Here is a 17,280-nt window from a genome sequence, read left to right on the forward strand (position 1 = left end):
TCGCCCGCGCTGGCAGCCCGCGTCTGTGCCGCTAAGCGGGCCATAGGCCATTCGCGCCTGCACCTGCTCGCCGTCCACGCCTGCTTTGGCATCCGCTATTGCTCCTCGGCTCTACACCCTGGCTTCTAGGGTGACCGCCACGGAGTTCAGCTTGCCATGGAGCCGCCGTGATCACGGTACCGCTGCGCGTCTCGCCGCCGGACCGCTTGCTCCATCCCCGTAAATCGCGTTATAGTATAGGACATGATGCTAGAACAGGAGTGTGACGATAGCGATATGAGCAGAGCGATCATAGTGGTTGGCCTCGGATCGGGGGATCCGGATCAATTGACGCTAGGAATCATAAAACAGTTGAAGTCAGCGACGGAGCGCTACGTCCGCACGATAGATCATCCCGTCGTAGCCTGGCTTGAATCGGAAGAGGACATCCGGTTCGAATCCTTTGACTCGGTTTACGAGGAGCACGAGGATTTTCCGTCCGTCTACGAGGAGATCGCGGATAGGCTGGTGGCCAGGGCTCAGAGTGCTGATGACAGCGGGGTCATTCTATATGCGGTTCCGGGCCACCCGATGGTGGCCGAAGCGACCGTGCAAATTTTGCGGCGACGCTGTCCGAAGGAAGGCATTCAGCTAGAGGTACGGAGCGGAGAGAGCTTTCTGGATCAGGCTTTCGTCCGGTTAGGCTTTGACCCGATCGAGGGTTTTGCGCTGCTCGACGCATCGGATGTAGGCGCAGTGAAGCTTGATCCGCGCATGCATACATTGATTGGCCAGGTATATGATACCTTTACAGCATCCGATGTTAAACTTGGCCTGATGGAGATGTACCCCGATGACCATGAAGTGGTCGCCTGTCATGCCCTCGGTGTGGAAGGCCAGGAGCAGATCCTGCGTGTTCCGCTGCATGAGCTCGATCATGTGACCGGGTACGGCAATTTATCGCTAATCTACATTCCGGCAAGCCGAGACGAGCAGCTGCGCAACAGAAGCTTTGAGCGGCTGCATGAAATCGTCGCGATTCTGCGGAGCCCGGAAGGCTGTCCGTGGGACAGGGAGCAGACCCATCGCTCCATCCGCAAGAATCTGATCGAGGAAACGTATGAGGTACTGGAGACGATCGACGACGATGATCCCGATCATATGCGTGAGGAACTCGGTGATTTACTCCTGCAGGTGATGCTTCACTCGCAAATGGAGGAAGAGACGGGAATCTTTACAGCCTATGATGTAGTTCAGGCTTTGAATGAGAAGCTGATCTACCGCCATCCTCACGTCTTCGGCGAGTTGAATGCCGAGGATGCGGATGCTGCGCTTAGCAACTGGGAAGCCATGAAGGCGGAAGAGAAGCGCAGCAAGGGGATACAGCCGGAGGAGCAATCCGCGCTCAGCGGCGTGCCTCGGGACTTGCCAGCATTGATGAAGGCTTATAAAATTCAGAAGAAGGCTGCTAAGGCCGGCTTCGACTGGGAGGACATCTCCGGAGTTTGGGGCAAAATCGAGGAGGAGCTTGCCGAGCTTAAAGCTTCGGTTCAGCAGGGCGAGGCTGCCGAGGCACAGGTGCTGGAGCTGGGCGACGTGCTCTTCTCTGTCGTCAATGCCGCGCGATTCATCGGGGCTGATCCGGAAGAGGCGCTGTCCTTGACGATCCGCAAATTCGTCCGCCGCTTTCAGCATGTCGAGCAGAGGCTGAAAGAAGCGGGAAAGACACCGGCCACGAGTTCCCTTGCGGAAATGGACAAGTACTGGGATGAAGCCAAAGAGCTCGAACGACAGTCTTAAATGGTCAATTTGTCTAAATAGCGGTGCTTTTTGGGAAAAAAACAAAAAAATTATCGATTTCGGGCAGGATTTTTAGAATTAAGCAAGAATACTCTTACAAAGGTATGGCGACTTATCGGAGATTTCACTCCATTGTGCTGCCGTATTTCATCATTTCTTTAACTATTGGGAGGCATTATTGATGAACAAAACAGATCTGATCAACAACATTTCCAGCAAAAGCGGCTTGACTAAAAAAGACGTTGAGTCTGTATTGAACGGTTTTCTTGGCGAAATTACTGACGCTCTCGCAAGCGGAGACAAAGTTCAACTGATTGGCTTTGGTACATTCGAGACTCGTAAACGCTCCGGTCGTACAGGCCGCAACCCGCAAACGGGTAAAACAATCGAAATTCCCGCATCCAACGTTCCAGCTTTCAAAGCGGGCAACAAACTTAAAGAAGCTGTAAAATAATGCGTCTTGATAAGTTCCTGAAAGTGTCGCGGTTGATCAAGCGGCGTACAGTGGCCAAGGACGTCTCCGATCAGGGGCGGGTTCTCATCAACGGGCGTGAGTCCAAGCCGAGCACCTCCGTAAAGGTTGGGGACGAAATAACGATTCAGTTTGGCCAGAAGCTGGTAACCGTACGAGTCGAACGACTGGCGGAGACTACACGCAAGGATGAGGCTTCCACGCTGTATACGCTGGTGAAGGAAGAGCCAATTCCGAAGGACAACTTTCTATGAACAATTAGGATGATAACGAACAAATAACGGCGCCGCCATGGCGCCGTTTTCGTTTTTTAGCAGTTCTAAACCGATAGTTCCCTCCATAAGCTATTTTTAGAAGGAGGGGTACATGCCATGGTGGAACTCAATAAGGGAAAGCATCAGGAAGTTCGATTATTCCAGCGCAAGCTGCTTGAAATTACAGGCGTGCTAAATGTAGAGAGCTTCGATAGCGAGGAATTCCTGCTTCAGACGGAGCTGGGTCATTTAACGATTCGCGGCCAGAATTTACATATCAAAAATTTGAATTTGGAGCAGGGACTCGTCAGCATCGAGGGCCTTGTCAATTCCCTGTCCTACATTGATCCCGGCTCCCAATCCAGCGGCAAAGGGCTGCTCGGCAAGCTGTTCCGATGAATCTGGAGGTTCAATGGGCGACGCTCTTATGGATGGCTGTATCCGGGGGGATATTGGGCATCGCTTTTGACAGCTACCGTGTCGTATCGGGGCAACTCCGCTTCCCCAGGTGGAGTGTACATGCCCTGGATTTGATGTACTGGGTCGCAGCCTCGTTATTCGTATTCCGCATGCTGTATCATAGTAACCAGGGAGAACTGCGTTTCTATGTTTTTTTGGGATTATTTATAGGCGTTTGGATTTATTTTTTGTTCCTAAGTGTTATAACGACGCGTTTTGTGGTAATGTTAATGAGGATAGTTAAAAAGGTTTACCTCGTATCGGTCCGGATATTCAGTATTTTCATTATCGCACCGATAATATGGTTATTAAAAGGAATTAAGCTGTTACTAGGCTTTGTTTGGGTCATATTGCTGTTTATGGGGCGAATCACGCTGCTTCCGCTTTGGAAGTTGCTCGTCTGGGCCGTAAGGCCGCTGATCAGGAAGCTCCGAATCGCAGATTTGGCGGTATTGGTTCGCGATCGTATAGCAGCGATATGGAAGCGTTGGTTCGGCAAAAAAGAAGGTTAGAAGGAGGTGCCCTATGCACAAAGCAGCTGTGTCAACAGATTCCAAGAGTCAGGCTTCCAATCAAATGGCTGGGGCACGACGGCGACTTCGGATTTGGGTGGGGTTTATGATCATTTTTCTTGGCTGGGCAGCGTTTACATTTATTTCCCAGTCGGGCGAAATCAATGCCAAATCCCAGCAGCTGGAGGAACGCCGCACTTCGATGACTGCCGCCACGCAGAGCTTGGACCAATTGAAGTACGAAATCAATCGTCTCCAAGACCCCGAATATATCGGACAAATTGCAATGAAGAAATACGGGCTTTATAAACCTGGGGAAATCCCGGTTCGGGTTTCCGAATCGCCACCGGGAAATGACTAATTTTGCAGGACATACGTCTGTTGACCTTGTTTCCGTCATTCGGTATAATCAAATCACCACAGTCATGATTTCGAGGCCTGGCTGTATATTTTTAAGGGAGGATCATTTTATTTTATGGCAATTGAAGTGGGCACCAAGTTAGAAGGAAAAGTGACAGGCATCACGCATTTCGGAGCATTTGTGGATCTGTCAGGAGGTGTCACGGGTCTCGTTCACATCTCAGAAATCGCCGACAATTACGTCAAGGATGTTAACGATCACCTGAAGATAGGCGACGCTGTAACTGTCAAGGTTATTAACGTTGACAAGGACGGTAAGATCGGCCTTTCTATTAAGCAGGCCGTGGACAAACCGGTAGAGGCAGCTAGACCACCTCGTGCACCGCGTCCGGATCGTCCTGCCGGAAGAGAGGGAGATCGTCCCGGCGGCGGATTTAACCGTGAACGGGGAGGGCGTTCGTTCAAGCCCCCAGCCGGCAAAGCTACTTTTGAAGATAAAATGTCTCGCTTCCTCAAAGATAGTGAAGAGCGCATTTCTTCGTTGAAGAAGAACACCGAAGGCAAACGCGGAGGTCGCGGAGCCAAGCGTATGTAGTTTCTTGAATATGAATGATGTATACCGCAGGCGGGAAGGACAGCCTGCGGTTTTTATTTTTTCCTTAAACTGCCCTATATCCCTTGTGGACAAGAGCAGTTTTTTTGTCGTCTTCATTTTTTTACCGACAGTTTATTACCCTTTTCCAGTTAACTCATGAGGAATCGCTAGATCATAGGCTCTCCGTTTCACTGCCCGAGTGCGAACATAGGAACCCCTGGGGAGCCGCAAGTTTAGGACAGGCCTACATTCGCGCCGCTTTATAAATCCCTCTCAATTTGTCGGAAATTTCTTTTGATCCGTTCCGATATGTGACAAACTTTCCGAGGGCATCTCCCTATAATGGGACATACCTAAAAACTTAGAAAGGGTGGTGCTAGGATGAGAGGAAAATGGAATGTCATCGCTTTCCCGGGAACGAGAAGGATGAAGGAGCAGGTGAAAGAGCCTTGGTGGAGGGAATGGAGACAAATGCCTGGATTGAACAGAGCAAGCCAATTCTTTGCGGAAAACCGTTGGATGCTGTTAATGCTGACGATGGGTTTTCTGCTGGGTAGGGCAACGATTTTGGATGAATTGTCTCCATTTGCAGCTGCCTTTTTCGCTGTGATGATGTTCCTTCGCCGGGATGCCGCGATACTCATTGCTTCTTCCATCCTTGCAGGTGCCCTGTTTGGGTCTGGCGATCATGTTGTAAGTATTGCGGCTGAGCTGTTGATTTTTTATTTAGTTTTTCGGGGGATGGAAGCGTTTGAGCGATCGGAGCTTACGTATGCGCCTTTGATGGTGTTCACTTCAACCTTTATCGTGGGGTTGTTCGGTACGATTATCGGTCCTTCGCTAACCTGGTATGCCTTAACGATGACCGTTATGGATGCGGTCTTAAGCTTTGTTCTAACGCTTGTATTCATGCAGGCAATACCCCTATTCACTTTCCGAAAAAAGAGCTATCAGCTGCGAAACGAAGAGATATTATGTCTGGTCATCATGCTGGCCTCGGTTATGACCGGGCTCGTCGGATGGGAAATCTATGGATTGTCGGCAGAGCATATTCTATCCAGGTATTTAATCCTGCTATTCGCATTGGTAGGCGGAGCCTCGCTAGGGGCATCCGTCGGGGTAGTTACGGGGCTCATTCTTAGCCTGGCCAATATGGCGGCGCTGTATCAAATGAGTTTGCTGGCTTTCTCCGGCATGTTAGCGGGCATGCTGCGGGAGGGGCGCAAGTGGGCTGTCGGCTTTGGGATGCTGCTCGGTTCCTCCATACTGTCTGTGTACTTGACTGGATCTAAGGATATTATCGCCTCGACTTGGGAGAGCTGTGCGGCCGTGCTGCTGTTCTTGTTGACTCCGGGCAGCGTCTTCAAAATGATCGCGAGGTATGTGCCGGGCACGCAGGATCATACGAAGACGCAGCATGAGTACGCCAAGCGGGTGCGGGATATTACGGCGGAACGGGTTACGCAGTTCTCGCAGGTGTTCAAGCAGTTATCCCGCAGCTTTGGACAAGCGGCCGGTTCCGGCGATATGGCGAAGCGGAACGAGGAGCTCGACCATTTCATGAACGCCGTTACGGAGGGAGCCTGTGCCACTTGCTTTCGCAAAAATGCCTGCTGGGACGGGAAATTCTATCAGACCTATAAATTCATGACGGAAATGATGACTGCCGTCGAGGAGAAGCCAGGTTTGAGCAGACGGGACTTGCCGGCGAACTGGAGCAAGCTCTGCTCCAAGACGGAGCAAGTATTGGAGCTTATGAAGCGGGAATACGATCTGTACCAACATGATATGCAGTGGAAACGGCAAATATACGACAGCCGGCAGCTCGTAGCGGAGCAATTGTCGGGTGTCTCTCAAGTGATGGAGGACTTGGCTAAGGAGATTAAGCGGGAAGGACAAGCGATGTACCGACAGGAGGAGCAAATTCGCGAGGCTTTGGAGAAACTGGGATTATCCATTTACAGCATCGATATCATCAATCTCGACCAAGGGAACGTGGAGATCGAAATCGTGCATGCCTACACTCGCGGATTCGACGAGTGCCGCAAAATTATCGCTCCGCTGTTATCCGATATTTTGGGCGAGCATATTGCGGTGACCGGGGAAACGGAATACTGGGGCAAAGAGGGATTGGCGACGGTGACGTTCGGGTCGGCGAAAACATACGAAATTGTCACGGGCGTAGCCGGAACGGCCAAAGGCGGCGATCTGCTGTCCGGGGATAGCTTCAGCGCTATGGAGTTGGGCAATGGCACCTTCGCGGTGGCCATCAGCGACGGCATGGGGAATGGTGAAAGGGCCAGGCAGGAGAGCAGCACGGCCCTCAATATATTGGAGCAGCTTTTGCAATCCGGTATGGATGAGACCATTGCCATTAAGTCGGTAAATTCGATACTTATGCTGCGTTCCCCCGATGAAGTATATGCCACGGTGGATATGGCGCTAATCGATGAATATACGGCTAAGACGACATTTATGAAGATCGGTTCGTCGCCTAGCTTTATCAAGCGGGGAAGTGAAGTGATTCCTGTGTCGGCAAGCAATCTGCCCATTGGGATTATTCAAGAGATCGACATCGACCTGGTGACTGTCCAACTGCATCCCGGAGATACGCTCATTATGATGACGGACGGCATTTATGACGCCCCAGGTTACGCGGTCAACAAGGAGTTATGGATGAAGCGGCTCATTTTGGAGATTAAGACGGAGGACCCGCAGGAAATGGCGGATCATTTGCTCGAATCCGTCATTCGCTATCAGAAAAATGTCATTCATGATGACATGACCGTCGTTGTAGCCAAAATAGAGCATCTACGTCCGCAGTGGTCGACACTGCATATTCCAGGCATTAGCCGGTTAGAGCGCCCTCGGACAGTAAGCTGAAAGGAGAATGCATTCAAAAGGATTTTATAAATATGAAATATTTGTGATGAAAGAGAGGGGTCTAAAGAACTAGATTTGTAAAAATTACGTAAAATATACTATTTTCCATGGAAAAGTTTTGAACTATATAGTAATATCGACCTTATTGTTAGGTATATTCCATCTAAAGAACTTAATCTCATATTCGGCAAAGCTATCGAAAGGTAGTGACGCAAAGCTATAGGGACTTACTCTCCAATCGGAGAAATGTCAGCCAGTTGCAATAAGAAAAGCAAATCGACGGCCCTCTGCAGGAGCTCTCATGCTCCTTGTCGGCGAGGGCAGCTTTTCATGCAGTTGTCTGCGATAAATGGGTGAACTATGGTTGTTTTTGCGCCGTAGTTCACTTTTTTTACTTTAGAAGGGAAAAATGAGACATACCAATCTATCTATTCAGAGAGGGAGAAGGAGAATTACCATGAAGCTGCCAAGTTTTCTAAGAAAGTTTACCCAATTGAGCATCGTTATGAAAAATGTGCTGCTCACGAGTCTATCGATCATATTGACGGGAGTCATACTAATCACCTCGAGCTTCTACATTCAGGGCGGGGTTCTGACGGATCAGTTAAGAAACGATTCTCTTAAAATTATGGAAGCCTGGAGCAAGAAGGTAACCGCCGATGAAGCAGCGGAAGCCAAGGGCAATACAGACCCCAAATCGCCTGTTCAAGAGAAGCTGACACTCCTGTTCGATGAGTTGTCGGCCACACATCCGAATGTCGCTCAGGGATATATTTTTGGTTCCGAACTGGTGGATGGCAATAAGACGCTAATGATTGCTTTCCCAAGCTTCATCCTCGATATGTTCGCGGAGGAAGGCCTTCATTTGGGGGATTTGCTGGAACAGCCGGAATTTCATGTGCAGGGCGTCCGCGAGATGATGCAAACGAAGAAAATCACTTATACGAAGCCGTATAAAGACGATTATGGAACATGGCTGACGGTGCTGTATCCGTTCCAGGACGGACAAGGGAATGTCATTGCTTACATGGGGATGGACATCGATGCAAGCTTGATCATGAAGGGGCAGCAGAGTTTGCTTAAATATGCGTCGCTAGCTCTTGGCGCAACCCTGCTGGTCATTCTTACTCTGCAATATATCATGATGAGAAGAACCTTTGCCCCGGTGAAGGACCTGATGGCTGCGCTGGACAAGCTGAGCCAAGGGGACTTTAGTGTGCAGTTGAAGACGAGCCAGGATGAGCTTGGCCAGATCAACGCTAAATTCAATTCTACCGTCGCCAACATCAATCGACTGGTAGCGACGATTAAGGATGTGTCGATTCGATCCGCAGAGCAGTCCAAGGTGCTGTTCACTACCGTGGAAGATAATCATGAGAGTTCACTCACGATTACGAATAATATCGAGGAAATCTCCGAGAAAGTATCCCTCCAAAGCAAATCGATTACGGAGAGCGCTACTTCCCTGGAGGACATCGCCTCCGGAGCAAATGTGATTGCCGGTAATACCTCCGCTGTATCGGAAGCGGCAATGCAGATGAAGGAGCAATCCGAGCAAGGCGGCGATAAGGTTGAAAAGGTCATGACACAAATGGGGTCCATACATAAATCGGTCAAGAATTCGGTCGATTCTATCGAGCAGTTGCATAAACGCTCAGGCGAAATCGAGGAAATTGTCCAGGTCATGACGCAGATCGCCACGCAGACGCAGCTCTTATCCCTCAATGCCAGCATTGAGGCTGCCCGGGCCGGGGAAGAAGGCCGCGGCTTCGCCGTGGTTGCTAACCAAGTAAAGAAGCTGGCAGAGGAATCCGCGAAATCTGCGGAACAGATTGCTGAGCTTGTCCGGCATATTCAGCAGGAGACCCTTCAGGCCGTCCAGGCGATCAACGAGGGTGAGCATAATGTTGCGGTCGGCATCGGCATTGTCCAAGAAACGGGAGAACTGTTCGGCTCGATACTATCGGCTACCGACGCGGTAACCAGTCAAATTCAGGAGGTATCCGCGGCTACTGAGGAGATGGTGGCCGAGACAGAACAAATCACGGTGGCCATCAAGCAGCTTGCCGAACTGGCCGAGCGTAATGCGGCGGTATCCGAAGATATCAAAACGGGGGCGATGGAGCAGCGGAATTCCTCCAATAAAATTGTCAATGCCGCTGAACAATTGAATCAGATTTCCGATAAGCTGGAGGAGCTCGTCGCCGGTTTGAAACTATAAGCACGGCATATGTTCCAGGCTACGGGCCAGGCTCACTGGTTGTTAAATAGAGAGATCGCTGAAGGAGTAGATACGATGAATACCATACTGGTGACGCAACAGAGCAGACAGTATTGGCTGGATGAACTGAAGCCGCCGTTGTCCGGTTTGGATATGTACACCGACTTTCCTAAACACGGACAGATCAGAGAGCTGCGCGAAACGACTTATGCACTGGATTTGAATATGAAACGGCTGAATGCTGCGCTAAGGAGCACGGATGAGCTGCGAGCATGGATGATCGCCTGCTATTACGTATTCCTGCATAGAATGACCGGCGAGCAGGAGCTGATTCTCGGCGTGGGAAGCAGCCGGGGCCATCTGTTGCCTGTACGGATGGTATTCGAGAGTAACAGCTTATTTTGCCATCTGTATGAGCAAATTGCGGACAAGCTCGTTCAGGCCGAGGCGGCTAGCTTGCCGTTAGCGGAAATTGAGGGCATTACTGGCCCCATTCCCGAGCTGGAGGCGATTTATGGCAAGAGTGAAGGCAGCAGACCGGGTTTGCTTCACTGGGATGTGAGGGCCGAACAGGATCAATTACTGATCCATATTGCTTACCCGGGGAATTTATTTAAGGAGACGACGATTCGGAGGTACGGTGCATTATTTCAACAGATCGTGGATGCCGTGCTGGTGGATGAACGCGTCGCAATCGGCAGGATACCCTTATTGACAGATGAAGACGTAGAGGCCTATGCCCGGCTGAATGACACGGCAAAGGCGCTGCCGGAGGCGGTGAGCATTTCAACGCTGTTGGATTTGTCTCTGAAGCGGTTCGCTGATCGAATTGCCCTATCGTCCGGCCAGCGGGAAATAAGCTATGCGGAGCTGGATGTAGAATCGGACCGGGTGGCGCAAATGCTGCTAAGCTCCGGGCTTGTTCCCGGAAATTTCGTGGCGATCTTTATGGAGCGGAGCCTGGAGGCGGTCGTTGGCATGCTTGGCGTGCTTAAAGCTGGCGGGGCATACGTTCCGCTTGATCCGGAGCATCCCGACGACCGAAACGCATATATTATCCAGGACACCCGCTCTGCTATTGTCCTGACGAAAGAGCGGTATGCTTCCAAAGTGGCGTCCCTGCTGGATAATCAAGAGGGGCGGCCTGATCGGGAGCAGAGCCAAGCGGTGTACAAGGTGTTTTGTCTGGACGGCAATCTCGGCGATTACCCAGTCAAGCCGGTAAGGGTGGCCGTTCAAGCAGATGATATCGCCTACGTGATTTATACCTCAGGCACGACGGGCAGACCGAAGGGAGTGCTGATTCCGCATATCGGCGTTATCAATCTGGCTGCTGCTACGGCGGAACAGTTGGGGCTCCATGAACAGGACGTTATTTTGCAGTATTCGACTTTTAGCTTTGATGCTTCGGTCTACGATATATTCAGTGCTTTGCATGCGGGCGCCCGGTTGCATTTGCTGTCAGGTGACGAGCGGTATTCGGTAGATGCGTTTACTGCGGCTATCGAGTATACGGGAGCAACGCGTTTCGGTATATTGCCTACCGTTTTCTTTAATCAGTTATCCACCTATTTAAGCGAGGAAGAAGTTGATAAATATAAGTCTATCCGCAGCCTCGTCATCGGCGGGGAGGCTCTTACGGGAGCGGCCGTACGGGCATTCCAGAAGAAGCTGAAGCATCGGCCGCTGATCGTTAATGCCTACGGGCCGACGGAAGCGACAGTCGTCACGACCGTTAACCCGGTTGAGGATGTAGTGCCGGATTACGTTTCTACGATAGGCATTGGCCGCCCTATTGCGAATTATGAAATATTGATCGTGGACGAGCATAATCAGCTTTGCCCTCAGAATGTCATGGGAGAGCTGCTAATCAGCTCCGTGGGCTTGGCCCGAGGCTATTTGAATCAGCAGGACAAGACGGATGAAGCGTTTATCCTTGACCCCGTCCATCCGGCATCCGGCAAAAGATATTACCGCTCAGGCGATCTGGTTCGCTTGCAGAATGATGTTATCGAGTACATGGGGCGCAAAGACTTACAGGTCAAAATCCGGGGATATCGGATAGAAATAGGAGAAGTTGAGGATAATTTGGCGAAATATGAAGGCATCAAGGATGTGGCAGTCATCGCAAAGGACGGTGCGGACGGCTCCAAAATGCTGGTTGCCTTCTACACCTCGCGGGATGGGGACGGGCTAAGCCGAAGCGGGCTGCAGTCGTACCTGAAGAACAAGCTTCCAGCCTATATGGTTCCCAGCCACTTCATTCCGATCGATGCAATGCCTGTATCGCCTACCGGTAAAATCGACCGCAAGCAGCTGGCGCTCTACGAATGCGATTTGCGGGATGAAGAAGAGACGGATTATATCCCCCCAGGAAATGAGCTGCAGCAAGAAATTTCTGCAGCCTGGGAGAAAGTGCTTGGCCGTCCCCGGATTGGCATTCACGAGGATTTCTTCGAGGCGGGGGGCCATTCCCTGAAAATACTGGAGGCCCTCGTACTGCTGAAGCCGAAATACCCTGGGCTCAGAATCGGCGATTTCTTCGCTAATCCGACGATCGCGATGCTGGCAGAACGGGTAGCGTCCCTTGCGGACGACCAGGGCACAGGCAGCTCGGTCGCAGCGGCAGGCTCCGAGCTTGTGGATTTGGCAGAGCATCCTTTGCAATTTGGCGGGCAGGGTATCGCGGAGGGTTCGTACAGCCAGCAGCATATTTTGCTGACGGGTGCTACCGGATATCTCGGTTCCAGGCTTCTGCATGAGCTGCTCGGACGGAGTGAGGCTATGATTTACTGCTTAGTTCGTGCCGTTAGCGGAATCCAGCCTTATGAACGCCTTCTGAGTGTAATGACGGCCTATTTTGGGGGCGGGATCGCAAGCAAAATGAAAGGCCGCGTAATTGCCGTGGCTGGTGATTTGGAGCAGGATTTTCTGGGTCTAAGCGGCAAGGAATACACTCTCCTGCGGGAGCAGATTGATTCGGTGGTGCACTGCGGTGCGGAAGTTCGTCATTTTGGGGAGCCAGAATATTTTCGCCGCGTAAACGTGGGCAGTACTGAGCGCCTGTTGGCGATGGGAGAAGGAAAGGATAACTTCCGTTTCCATTACATCTCCACGATCGGCATTCCGGAGGATTTGGCCATAAGTGGACAGTGGGACTCTTTTACCGCAAGAGAGACATATGATTACTCCCTCAGCATTGATAATGTATACACGAACAGCAAGCTGGAGGCGGAGAAGCTGGCCGTTAGAGCGTGCGAAGAGGACGGCGTGCCCGTTACCGTATATCGAGTAGGGAATTTGTCTTGCGATTCAATGAGCGGAACCTTTCAGACGAATATGGACAGCAACGCATTTTACCGTATGCTTAGGGCGATGCTTCTGCTGGGCAAAGCGCCTCGCGTAAGTTGGCAGGTTGATATTACACCGATTGACTTCGCGGGTGAGGCGATAGCCGCGCTCCTGCTTCAGGATCGCACTGCAGGGCGAATGTTCCATATATGCAATCCCGTGCAAATCTCATATGAAGATATGATCGACCAGTTTAGGGATTACGGCTACTACATTTCCCTGATGGATTGGCCCGAATATGAAGCATGGCTGCTCAATTCTGGCCAGCCAAAGGATCGGCAGGGAACGGAGCTGGCGATGGCTCAATTGGAAGGGGACGGCGCAAAGGATTCCGTGTACCGCTTCAGTTGTCCGCAAACGCTGGAATATATCAAGTCGGCTGGCATCATCTGCGCCGTTCCAGATCGCTTCTTATTCAAGAAGTTAATCGATCACGCGGTAGCGGTTGGATATTTCGATCCACCAAATTGAATACGTCGAAATAGAAAAGAAGAAGGCATGGATACGGGGTTGAGCCCTGTGTCTATGCCTTTTTGCAATTTAGCGGAAAAGCGGATGCAGTCCGGTTTGAATCATGATTCCTCTGGAAATGATAGAGAAGAGAGAATGGAAGGAGGCTTATTTGCAATGCGACAAATTATGCTGATTACGGACGGATGCTCCAATGTTGGTGAAAGTCCGGTTTTGGCGGCGGCTTTGGCCCGGCAGGAAGGAATTACGGTCAACGTCGTCGGTATTGTTGACTATGGAACGATCGGTGAGCTGGGTGGCCAGGAGATTTCAGAGATTGCCAAGGCAGGCGGCGGAATGAGCCAGCTCACGGGAACGGAGCGTCTTGCCCAGACGATGCAAATGCTGACGCGCAAGACGGTGGTTCAGACGGTTCAGCAAGCGGTTAATAGAGAGTTGAGACAAATTTTGGGAAATGGGGGGATCGTAGACTTGCCGCCGGATCAACGCTCCCAAGTCGTCGAAGTGATCGATGATTTTAGCGAAAGCAGTTCTTTACAGGTTGCGCTGCTTATTGATGCAAGCGCGAGCATGAAGCCTAAGCTTGCCGCCGTCGAGGAAGCGATTCGCGACATGATGCTCAGTTTGGGAGCAAGGAAGGGACAGAGCCAATTGGCAGTCCTTCACTTTCCGGGGCCAAGAGGCGAAGATGCCGTTCTCGATCTGGATTGGACGATTGATCTCGGGGGTGCCAGATCGATCTTTCATCGATTGGTGATGCGGGGAGCAACTCCTACTGGGCCTGCGATCAAGAAGGTGATGGAATTCTTCCGGTATGGTACACTGGATAGAAACGGAAAAGTGGCTTGGCCGGAGAAATCCGATGAAGGGGAAGGAATGCTCGGTGACTACGTCGTTTAAGCTGAATCTGCCGCAGGGAACGCTCATTACCGGTCGCTGGAGAGGCGGACGCTATCTCATCCAGCGGCTGCTAGGCCAAGGGGCTAACGGAGTCGTGTATTTGGTGAAGCAGGTGGACAGTGCAAGACTGTACGCGCTCAAAATGGGTTTTGATACAGTGGATATTCAGTCGGAAATTAATGTGTTAAAAGCCTTGCAGCGCCAAGGAAGAAGGCATGCTCCCGTTAGGCGGGATAATCCTGGCTATCTGGTCGAGGTAGACGACTATTCCTTCCAGGGCAGGGAGATTCCTTTCTACGTGATGCGATACATAAAGGGGGAACCTTTACGTGCCTTCCTCGCCAGGCGCGGAGGCCGATGGATGGATGCTGCTGGCTTGAACCTGCTTCGGCAGCTCCGTCGTTTGCATGAGTCGGGCTGGGTATTCGGCGATTTGAAGCCGGAGAATGTTCTCGTTGGAACTTACGGAGAAGTAGAGCTGATCGATTATGGCGGCGTAAGCAGTATCGGCCGTAGTGTCAAGCAGTTTACGGAGTGGTATGATCGGGGCTTCTGGAATGCTGGGGGCCGTACGGCAGAGCCATCCTATGATTGGTTCAGCTTTGCCGTTGTATGCATACACCTGCTTGCCGAGCAGCCTTTAAAGCATGCTGCAACCCAGCTGCCGCAAATGAGAAGTTCTGGCGATCTGCTTGCTATCGTGCATAAAACCCCCTCGCTAGCCAACTACAGAGAGTGGCTGCAGAGGGCGATTCAAGGGGAGTTCCGCGATACGGCGGAGGCTTGCTCATTATGGAAGGAACTTGTGACGGCCTCCCGGCCGGAACCGGCGAAGAAGACAGCAACGCCGCGCTGGATCATCAGCGCTTTCGCGGTATCTGTAACATTGCTGGTTTATGCGCTGTACATGGCCCTTCGGTTCTGATCCAAGCATCCTGGATTAATCAGTTGGTGAGGTGGGAGACAATTGGACGATTACAGCATGTACCCCTTGGTGGAACGCGTTCGTCGTACCGGTGAGGAGCACGGGTTATGGTCTCCCGGAGATTGTATCGTTGTCGCGGTGTCCGGAGGGCCGGATTCGGTCGCGTTGCTTCATATTATGCATGCCATAGCCTCGCGAACCGATCAGAGGTTGTCCCTCGTTTGCGCGCATATCAATCACGGATTCCGGCCTGAAGAGTCTCGTGAGGAGGCGGAATTCGTGCAGGGCTTGGCAAAGCAACTTGATTTGCCTTGTGAATTAGCGAATTTGGATATCCCTACATATATGAAGAAATCCGGAAAGGGAACGCAGCTGGCGGCACGGGAGAAGAGATATGAATTTCTGCATGCGGTAGCAAGCAAATACGGAGCGGCTTCCATTGCCTTGGCCCATCATGCCGATGACCAGGCAGAGACGGTAATGATGCGCATCTTACGCGGAAGCGGCACATCCGGGCTTGCAGGAATGCGGATGAAACGGCGGGAGCAGAACGTGCATCTGATTCGCCCCTTGCTGCGGAGTTATAAAGCAGAAATCCTGAAGGCTTGCCAGGATGCAGGGATTCCTTACCGAATAGACAGCAGCAATCTGCAAAATAAATATGCTCGAAATGCAGTTCGTTTGGATGTGCTGCCATTTTTGGGGCAATATAATGGACAGTTGGCTGAGTCGCTGAATCGTCTGGCAGATACGCTTGGCGAGGAAGATGATTATTTGCAGCAATTGACCGACCGGGCATATAAGGAGCTGGTCACCTTGGACGGTGAAGGCCTGGCCTTTCAAATCGGGCCATTTGGCACCTTACATGCCGCTTTACAACGGAGGTTGATTAAACTAATATTAAATTATCTGCCTTTCTACATGGAAGAAAGCGATTTTGTCAAGATAGAACGTGTTCGTCAAGGGGCGATTCAAAGTGCTCCCACGACATGGAGTCTTGACCTCGGGGGTGGGCTGCAGTGTGTTCGTGAATACGACACCGTTAGGTTTATACCTAATGCAGCGGGGGGGAACGACGACCTTCGCTATACATACCGCGTGGATTCCATTCCGGCGGAAGTTGCAATTCAAGGTTTAGGCACCAACCTGTTGTTTACGCAGACCGCGGCCGGGCAAGACGCTATGAGTACAATGACGCACGGTAAAGACAGAGCGGTATTTGATGCGGATGAGCTGGTTTATCCGCTTACAGTGCGTTCCCGTCAGCCGGGGGATACGATGAAGGTCATGGGGCTAAACGGCACCAAGAAGGTGAAAGACATCTTTATCGATGAGAAAGTACCTCCCTCTCTTCGTTCCCGTATACCTATAGTCGCCGATGGCCAGGGCCGGATTTTATGGATTCCCGGCATTCGGAGGTCTTCAATCGCGGCGGTCGGACAGCATACGTCCTCCGTCTTGCTGATGACTATGGTTCGGGATGTTGAGTAATAGCATCGGGTTATCGCCGGGTTAAGACATTCATAGTATAACGTAGGAGGTCTACTTATTTTGCAGAACGACATTAAGGAAATTTTAATTACCCGGGAACAGATTCAGGATAAAGTAGCCGAACTAGGACAGCGTCTTAGTGAAGAGTATGCAGGACGCAATCCGCTTGTCATTTGCATTCTGAAGGGCGCTTTTATTTTTATGGCGGATCTCGTTAAAGAAATTACGGTACCGCTTGAGCTTGATTTCATGGCTGTATCCAGCTATGGGGCGTCAACGAAATCGTCCGGCGAAGTCAAGATCATCAAGGATTTGGACACCTCTGTAGAGGGACGCGATATTCTGATCGTGGAGGATATTATCGATAGCGGCCTGACCCTTAGCTATTTGGTGGATGTTTTGGAGCGGCGGAAGGTCAGTTCCGTAAAGATCGTTACTCTGTTTGATAAACCAGCAGGACGTACGGTCGACTTGGAGGCCGATATGTCGGGATTCGTGCTTCCTGATGAATTCGTCGTCGGTTATGGGCTGGATTATGCTGAGAAGTACCGTAATCTTCCTTACATCGGAGTGTTGAAGCCAGAAGTGTACAAGAGCTAAAGCCTAT

Annotated in this window: 14 protein-coding genes and 1 riboswitch; all 14 genes read left to right on the plus strand. The window is 51.2% G+C overall.

Going from position 1 to position 17,280, the window contains the following annotated elements; translation table 11 throughout:
* Nucleotides 1–276 precede the first annotated feature (276 nt).
* The 14 genes from yabN to hpt all read left to right on the plus strand — a co-directional run bounded on the left by yabN (nucleotide 277) and on the right by hpt (nucleotide 17,273).
* Complete coding sequence (yabN, locus tag ACYUJT_RS24380; protein ID WP_460327311.1) at nucleotides 277–1,779, plus strand: bifunctional methyltransferase/pyrophosphohydrolase YabN; 1,503 nt, start codon at nucleotides 277–279, stop codon at nucleotides 1,777–1,779.
* Between the two features lie 181 nt (nucleotides 1,780–1,960).
* The gene (locus tag ACYUJT_RS24385) at nucleotides 1,961–2,233 is read left to right on the plus strand and encodes an HU family DNA-binding protein (protein WP_155613555.1); all 273 of its coding nucleotides are present in this window, start codon (nucleotides 1,961–1,963) and stop codon (nucleotides 2,231–2,233) included.
* On the plus strand, nucleotides 2,233–2,505 hold the full coding sequence (locus tag ACYUJT_RS24390; RefSeq protein ID WP_460327313.1) for an RNA-binding S4 domain-containing protein: 273 nt from the start codon (nucleotides 2,233–2,235) through the stop codon (nucleotides 2,503–2,505). Before ACYUJT_RS24385 ends, ACYUJT_RS24390 begins: the two co-directional genes overlap by 1 nt.
* Before the next feature lie 117 nt (nucleotides 2,506–2,622).
* The gene (gene yabP / locus ACYUJT_RS24395; protein ID WP_460327316.1) at nucleotides 2,623–2,904 is read left to right on the plus strand and encodes a sporulation protein YabP; all 282 of its coding nucleotides are present in this window, start codon (nucleotides 2,623–2,625) and stop codon (nucleotides 2,902–2,904) included.
* Nucleotides 2,901–3,476, plus strand: coding sequence for a spore cortex biosynthesis protein YabQ (gene yabQ / locus ACYUJT_RS24400; RefSeq protein ID WP_460327318.1), 576 nt, complete (start codon nucleotides 2,901–2,903; stop codon nucleotides 3,474–3,476). Before yabP ends, yabQ begins: the two co-directional genes overlap by 4 nt.
* Nucleotides 3,477–3,489: 13 nt before the next feature.
* Nucleotides 3,490–3,837 carry an FtsB family cell division protein gene (locus ACYUJT_RS24405; protein WP_460327322.1) on the plus strand — a complete coding sequence of 116 codons (348 nt, stop codon included), beginning with the start codon at nucleotides 3,490–3,492 and terminating at the stop codon, nucleotides 3,835–3,837.
* Between the two features lie 114 nt (nucleotides 3,838–3,951).
* Complete coding sequence (locus ACYUJT_RS24410) at nucleotides 3,952–4,431, plus strand: S1 domain-containing RNA-binding protein (protein ID WP_460327324.1); 480 nt, start codon at nucleotides 3,952–3,954, stop codon at nucleotides 4,429–4,431.
* Nucleotides 4,432–4,812: 381 nt separating this feature from the next.
* A complete protein-coding gene (gene spoIIE, locus ACYUJT_RS24415; protein WP_460327326.1) occupies nucleotides 4,813–7,314 on the plus strand; it encodes a stage II sporulation protein E in 2,502 nt (833 codons plus the stop codon).
* Nucleotides 7,315–7,490: 176 nt separating this feature from the next.
* A riboswitch (cyclic di-GMP riboswitch) is annotated at nucleotides 7,491–7,579 on the plus strand.
* A 192-nt stretch (nucleotides 7,580–7,771) separates the two neighbouring features.
* Nucleotides 7,772–9,535 carry a methyl-accepting chemotaxis protein gene (locus tag ACYUJT_RS24420; protein ID WP_460327328.1) on the plus strand — a complete coding sequence of 588 codons (1,764 nt, stop codon included), beginning with the start codon at nucleotides 7,772–7,774 and terminating at the stop codon, nucleotides 9,533–9,535.
* 75 nt (nucleotides 9,536–9,610) lie between these two features.
* Nucleotides 9,611–13,357, plus strand: coding sequence for a non-ribosomal peptide synthetase family protein (locus tag ACYUJT_RS24425; protein WP_460327331.1), 3,747 nt, complete (start codon nucleotides 9,611–9,613; stop codon nucleotides 13,355–13,357).
* A gap of 156 nt (nucleotides 13,358–13,513) precedes the next feature.
* On the plus strand, nucleotides 13,514–14,257 hold the full coding sequence (locus ACYUJT_RS24430) for a vWA domain-containing protein (protein WP_460327333.1): 744 nt from the start codon (nucleotides 13,514–13,516) through the stop codon (nucleotides 14,255–14,257).
* Nucleotides 14,241–15,182 (plus strand): serine/threonine protein kinase, encoded by a 942-nt coding sequence (locus ACYUJT_RS24435; protein ID WP_460327374.1) that lies wholly within the window; start codon nucleotides 14,241–14,243, stop codon nucleotides 15,180–15,182. Before ACYUJT_RS24430 ends, ACYUJT_RS24435 begins: the two co-directional genes overlap by 17 nt.
* 57 nt (nucleotides 15,183–15,239) lie before the next feature.
* Nucleotides 15,240–16,673 carry a tRNA lysidine(34) synthetase TilS gene (gene tilS / locus ACYUJT_RS24440; protein WP_460327377.1) on the plus strand — a complete coding sequence of 478 codons (1,434 nt, stop codon included), beginning with the start codon at nucleotides 15,240–15,242 and terminating at the stop codon, nucleotides 16,671–16,673.
* A 60-nt stretch (nucleotides 16,674–16,733) separates the two neighbouring features.
* Nucleotides 16,734–17,273, plus strand: coding sequence for a hypoxanthine phosphoribosyltransferase (gene hpt / locus ACYUJT_RS24445; RefSeq protein ID WP_460327335.1), 540 nt, complete (start codon nucleotides 16,734–16,736; stop codon nucleotides 17,271–17,273).
* The last annotated feature ends 7 nt before the right edge of the window (nucleotides 17,274–17,280 follow it).

Source organism: Paenibacillus sp. YSY-4.3, from assembly GCF_054767475.1.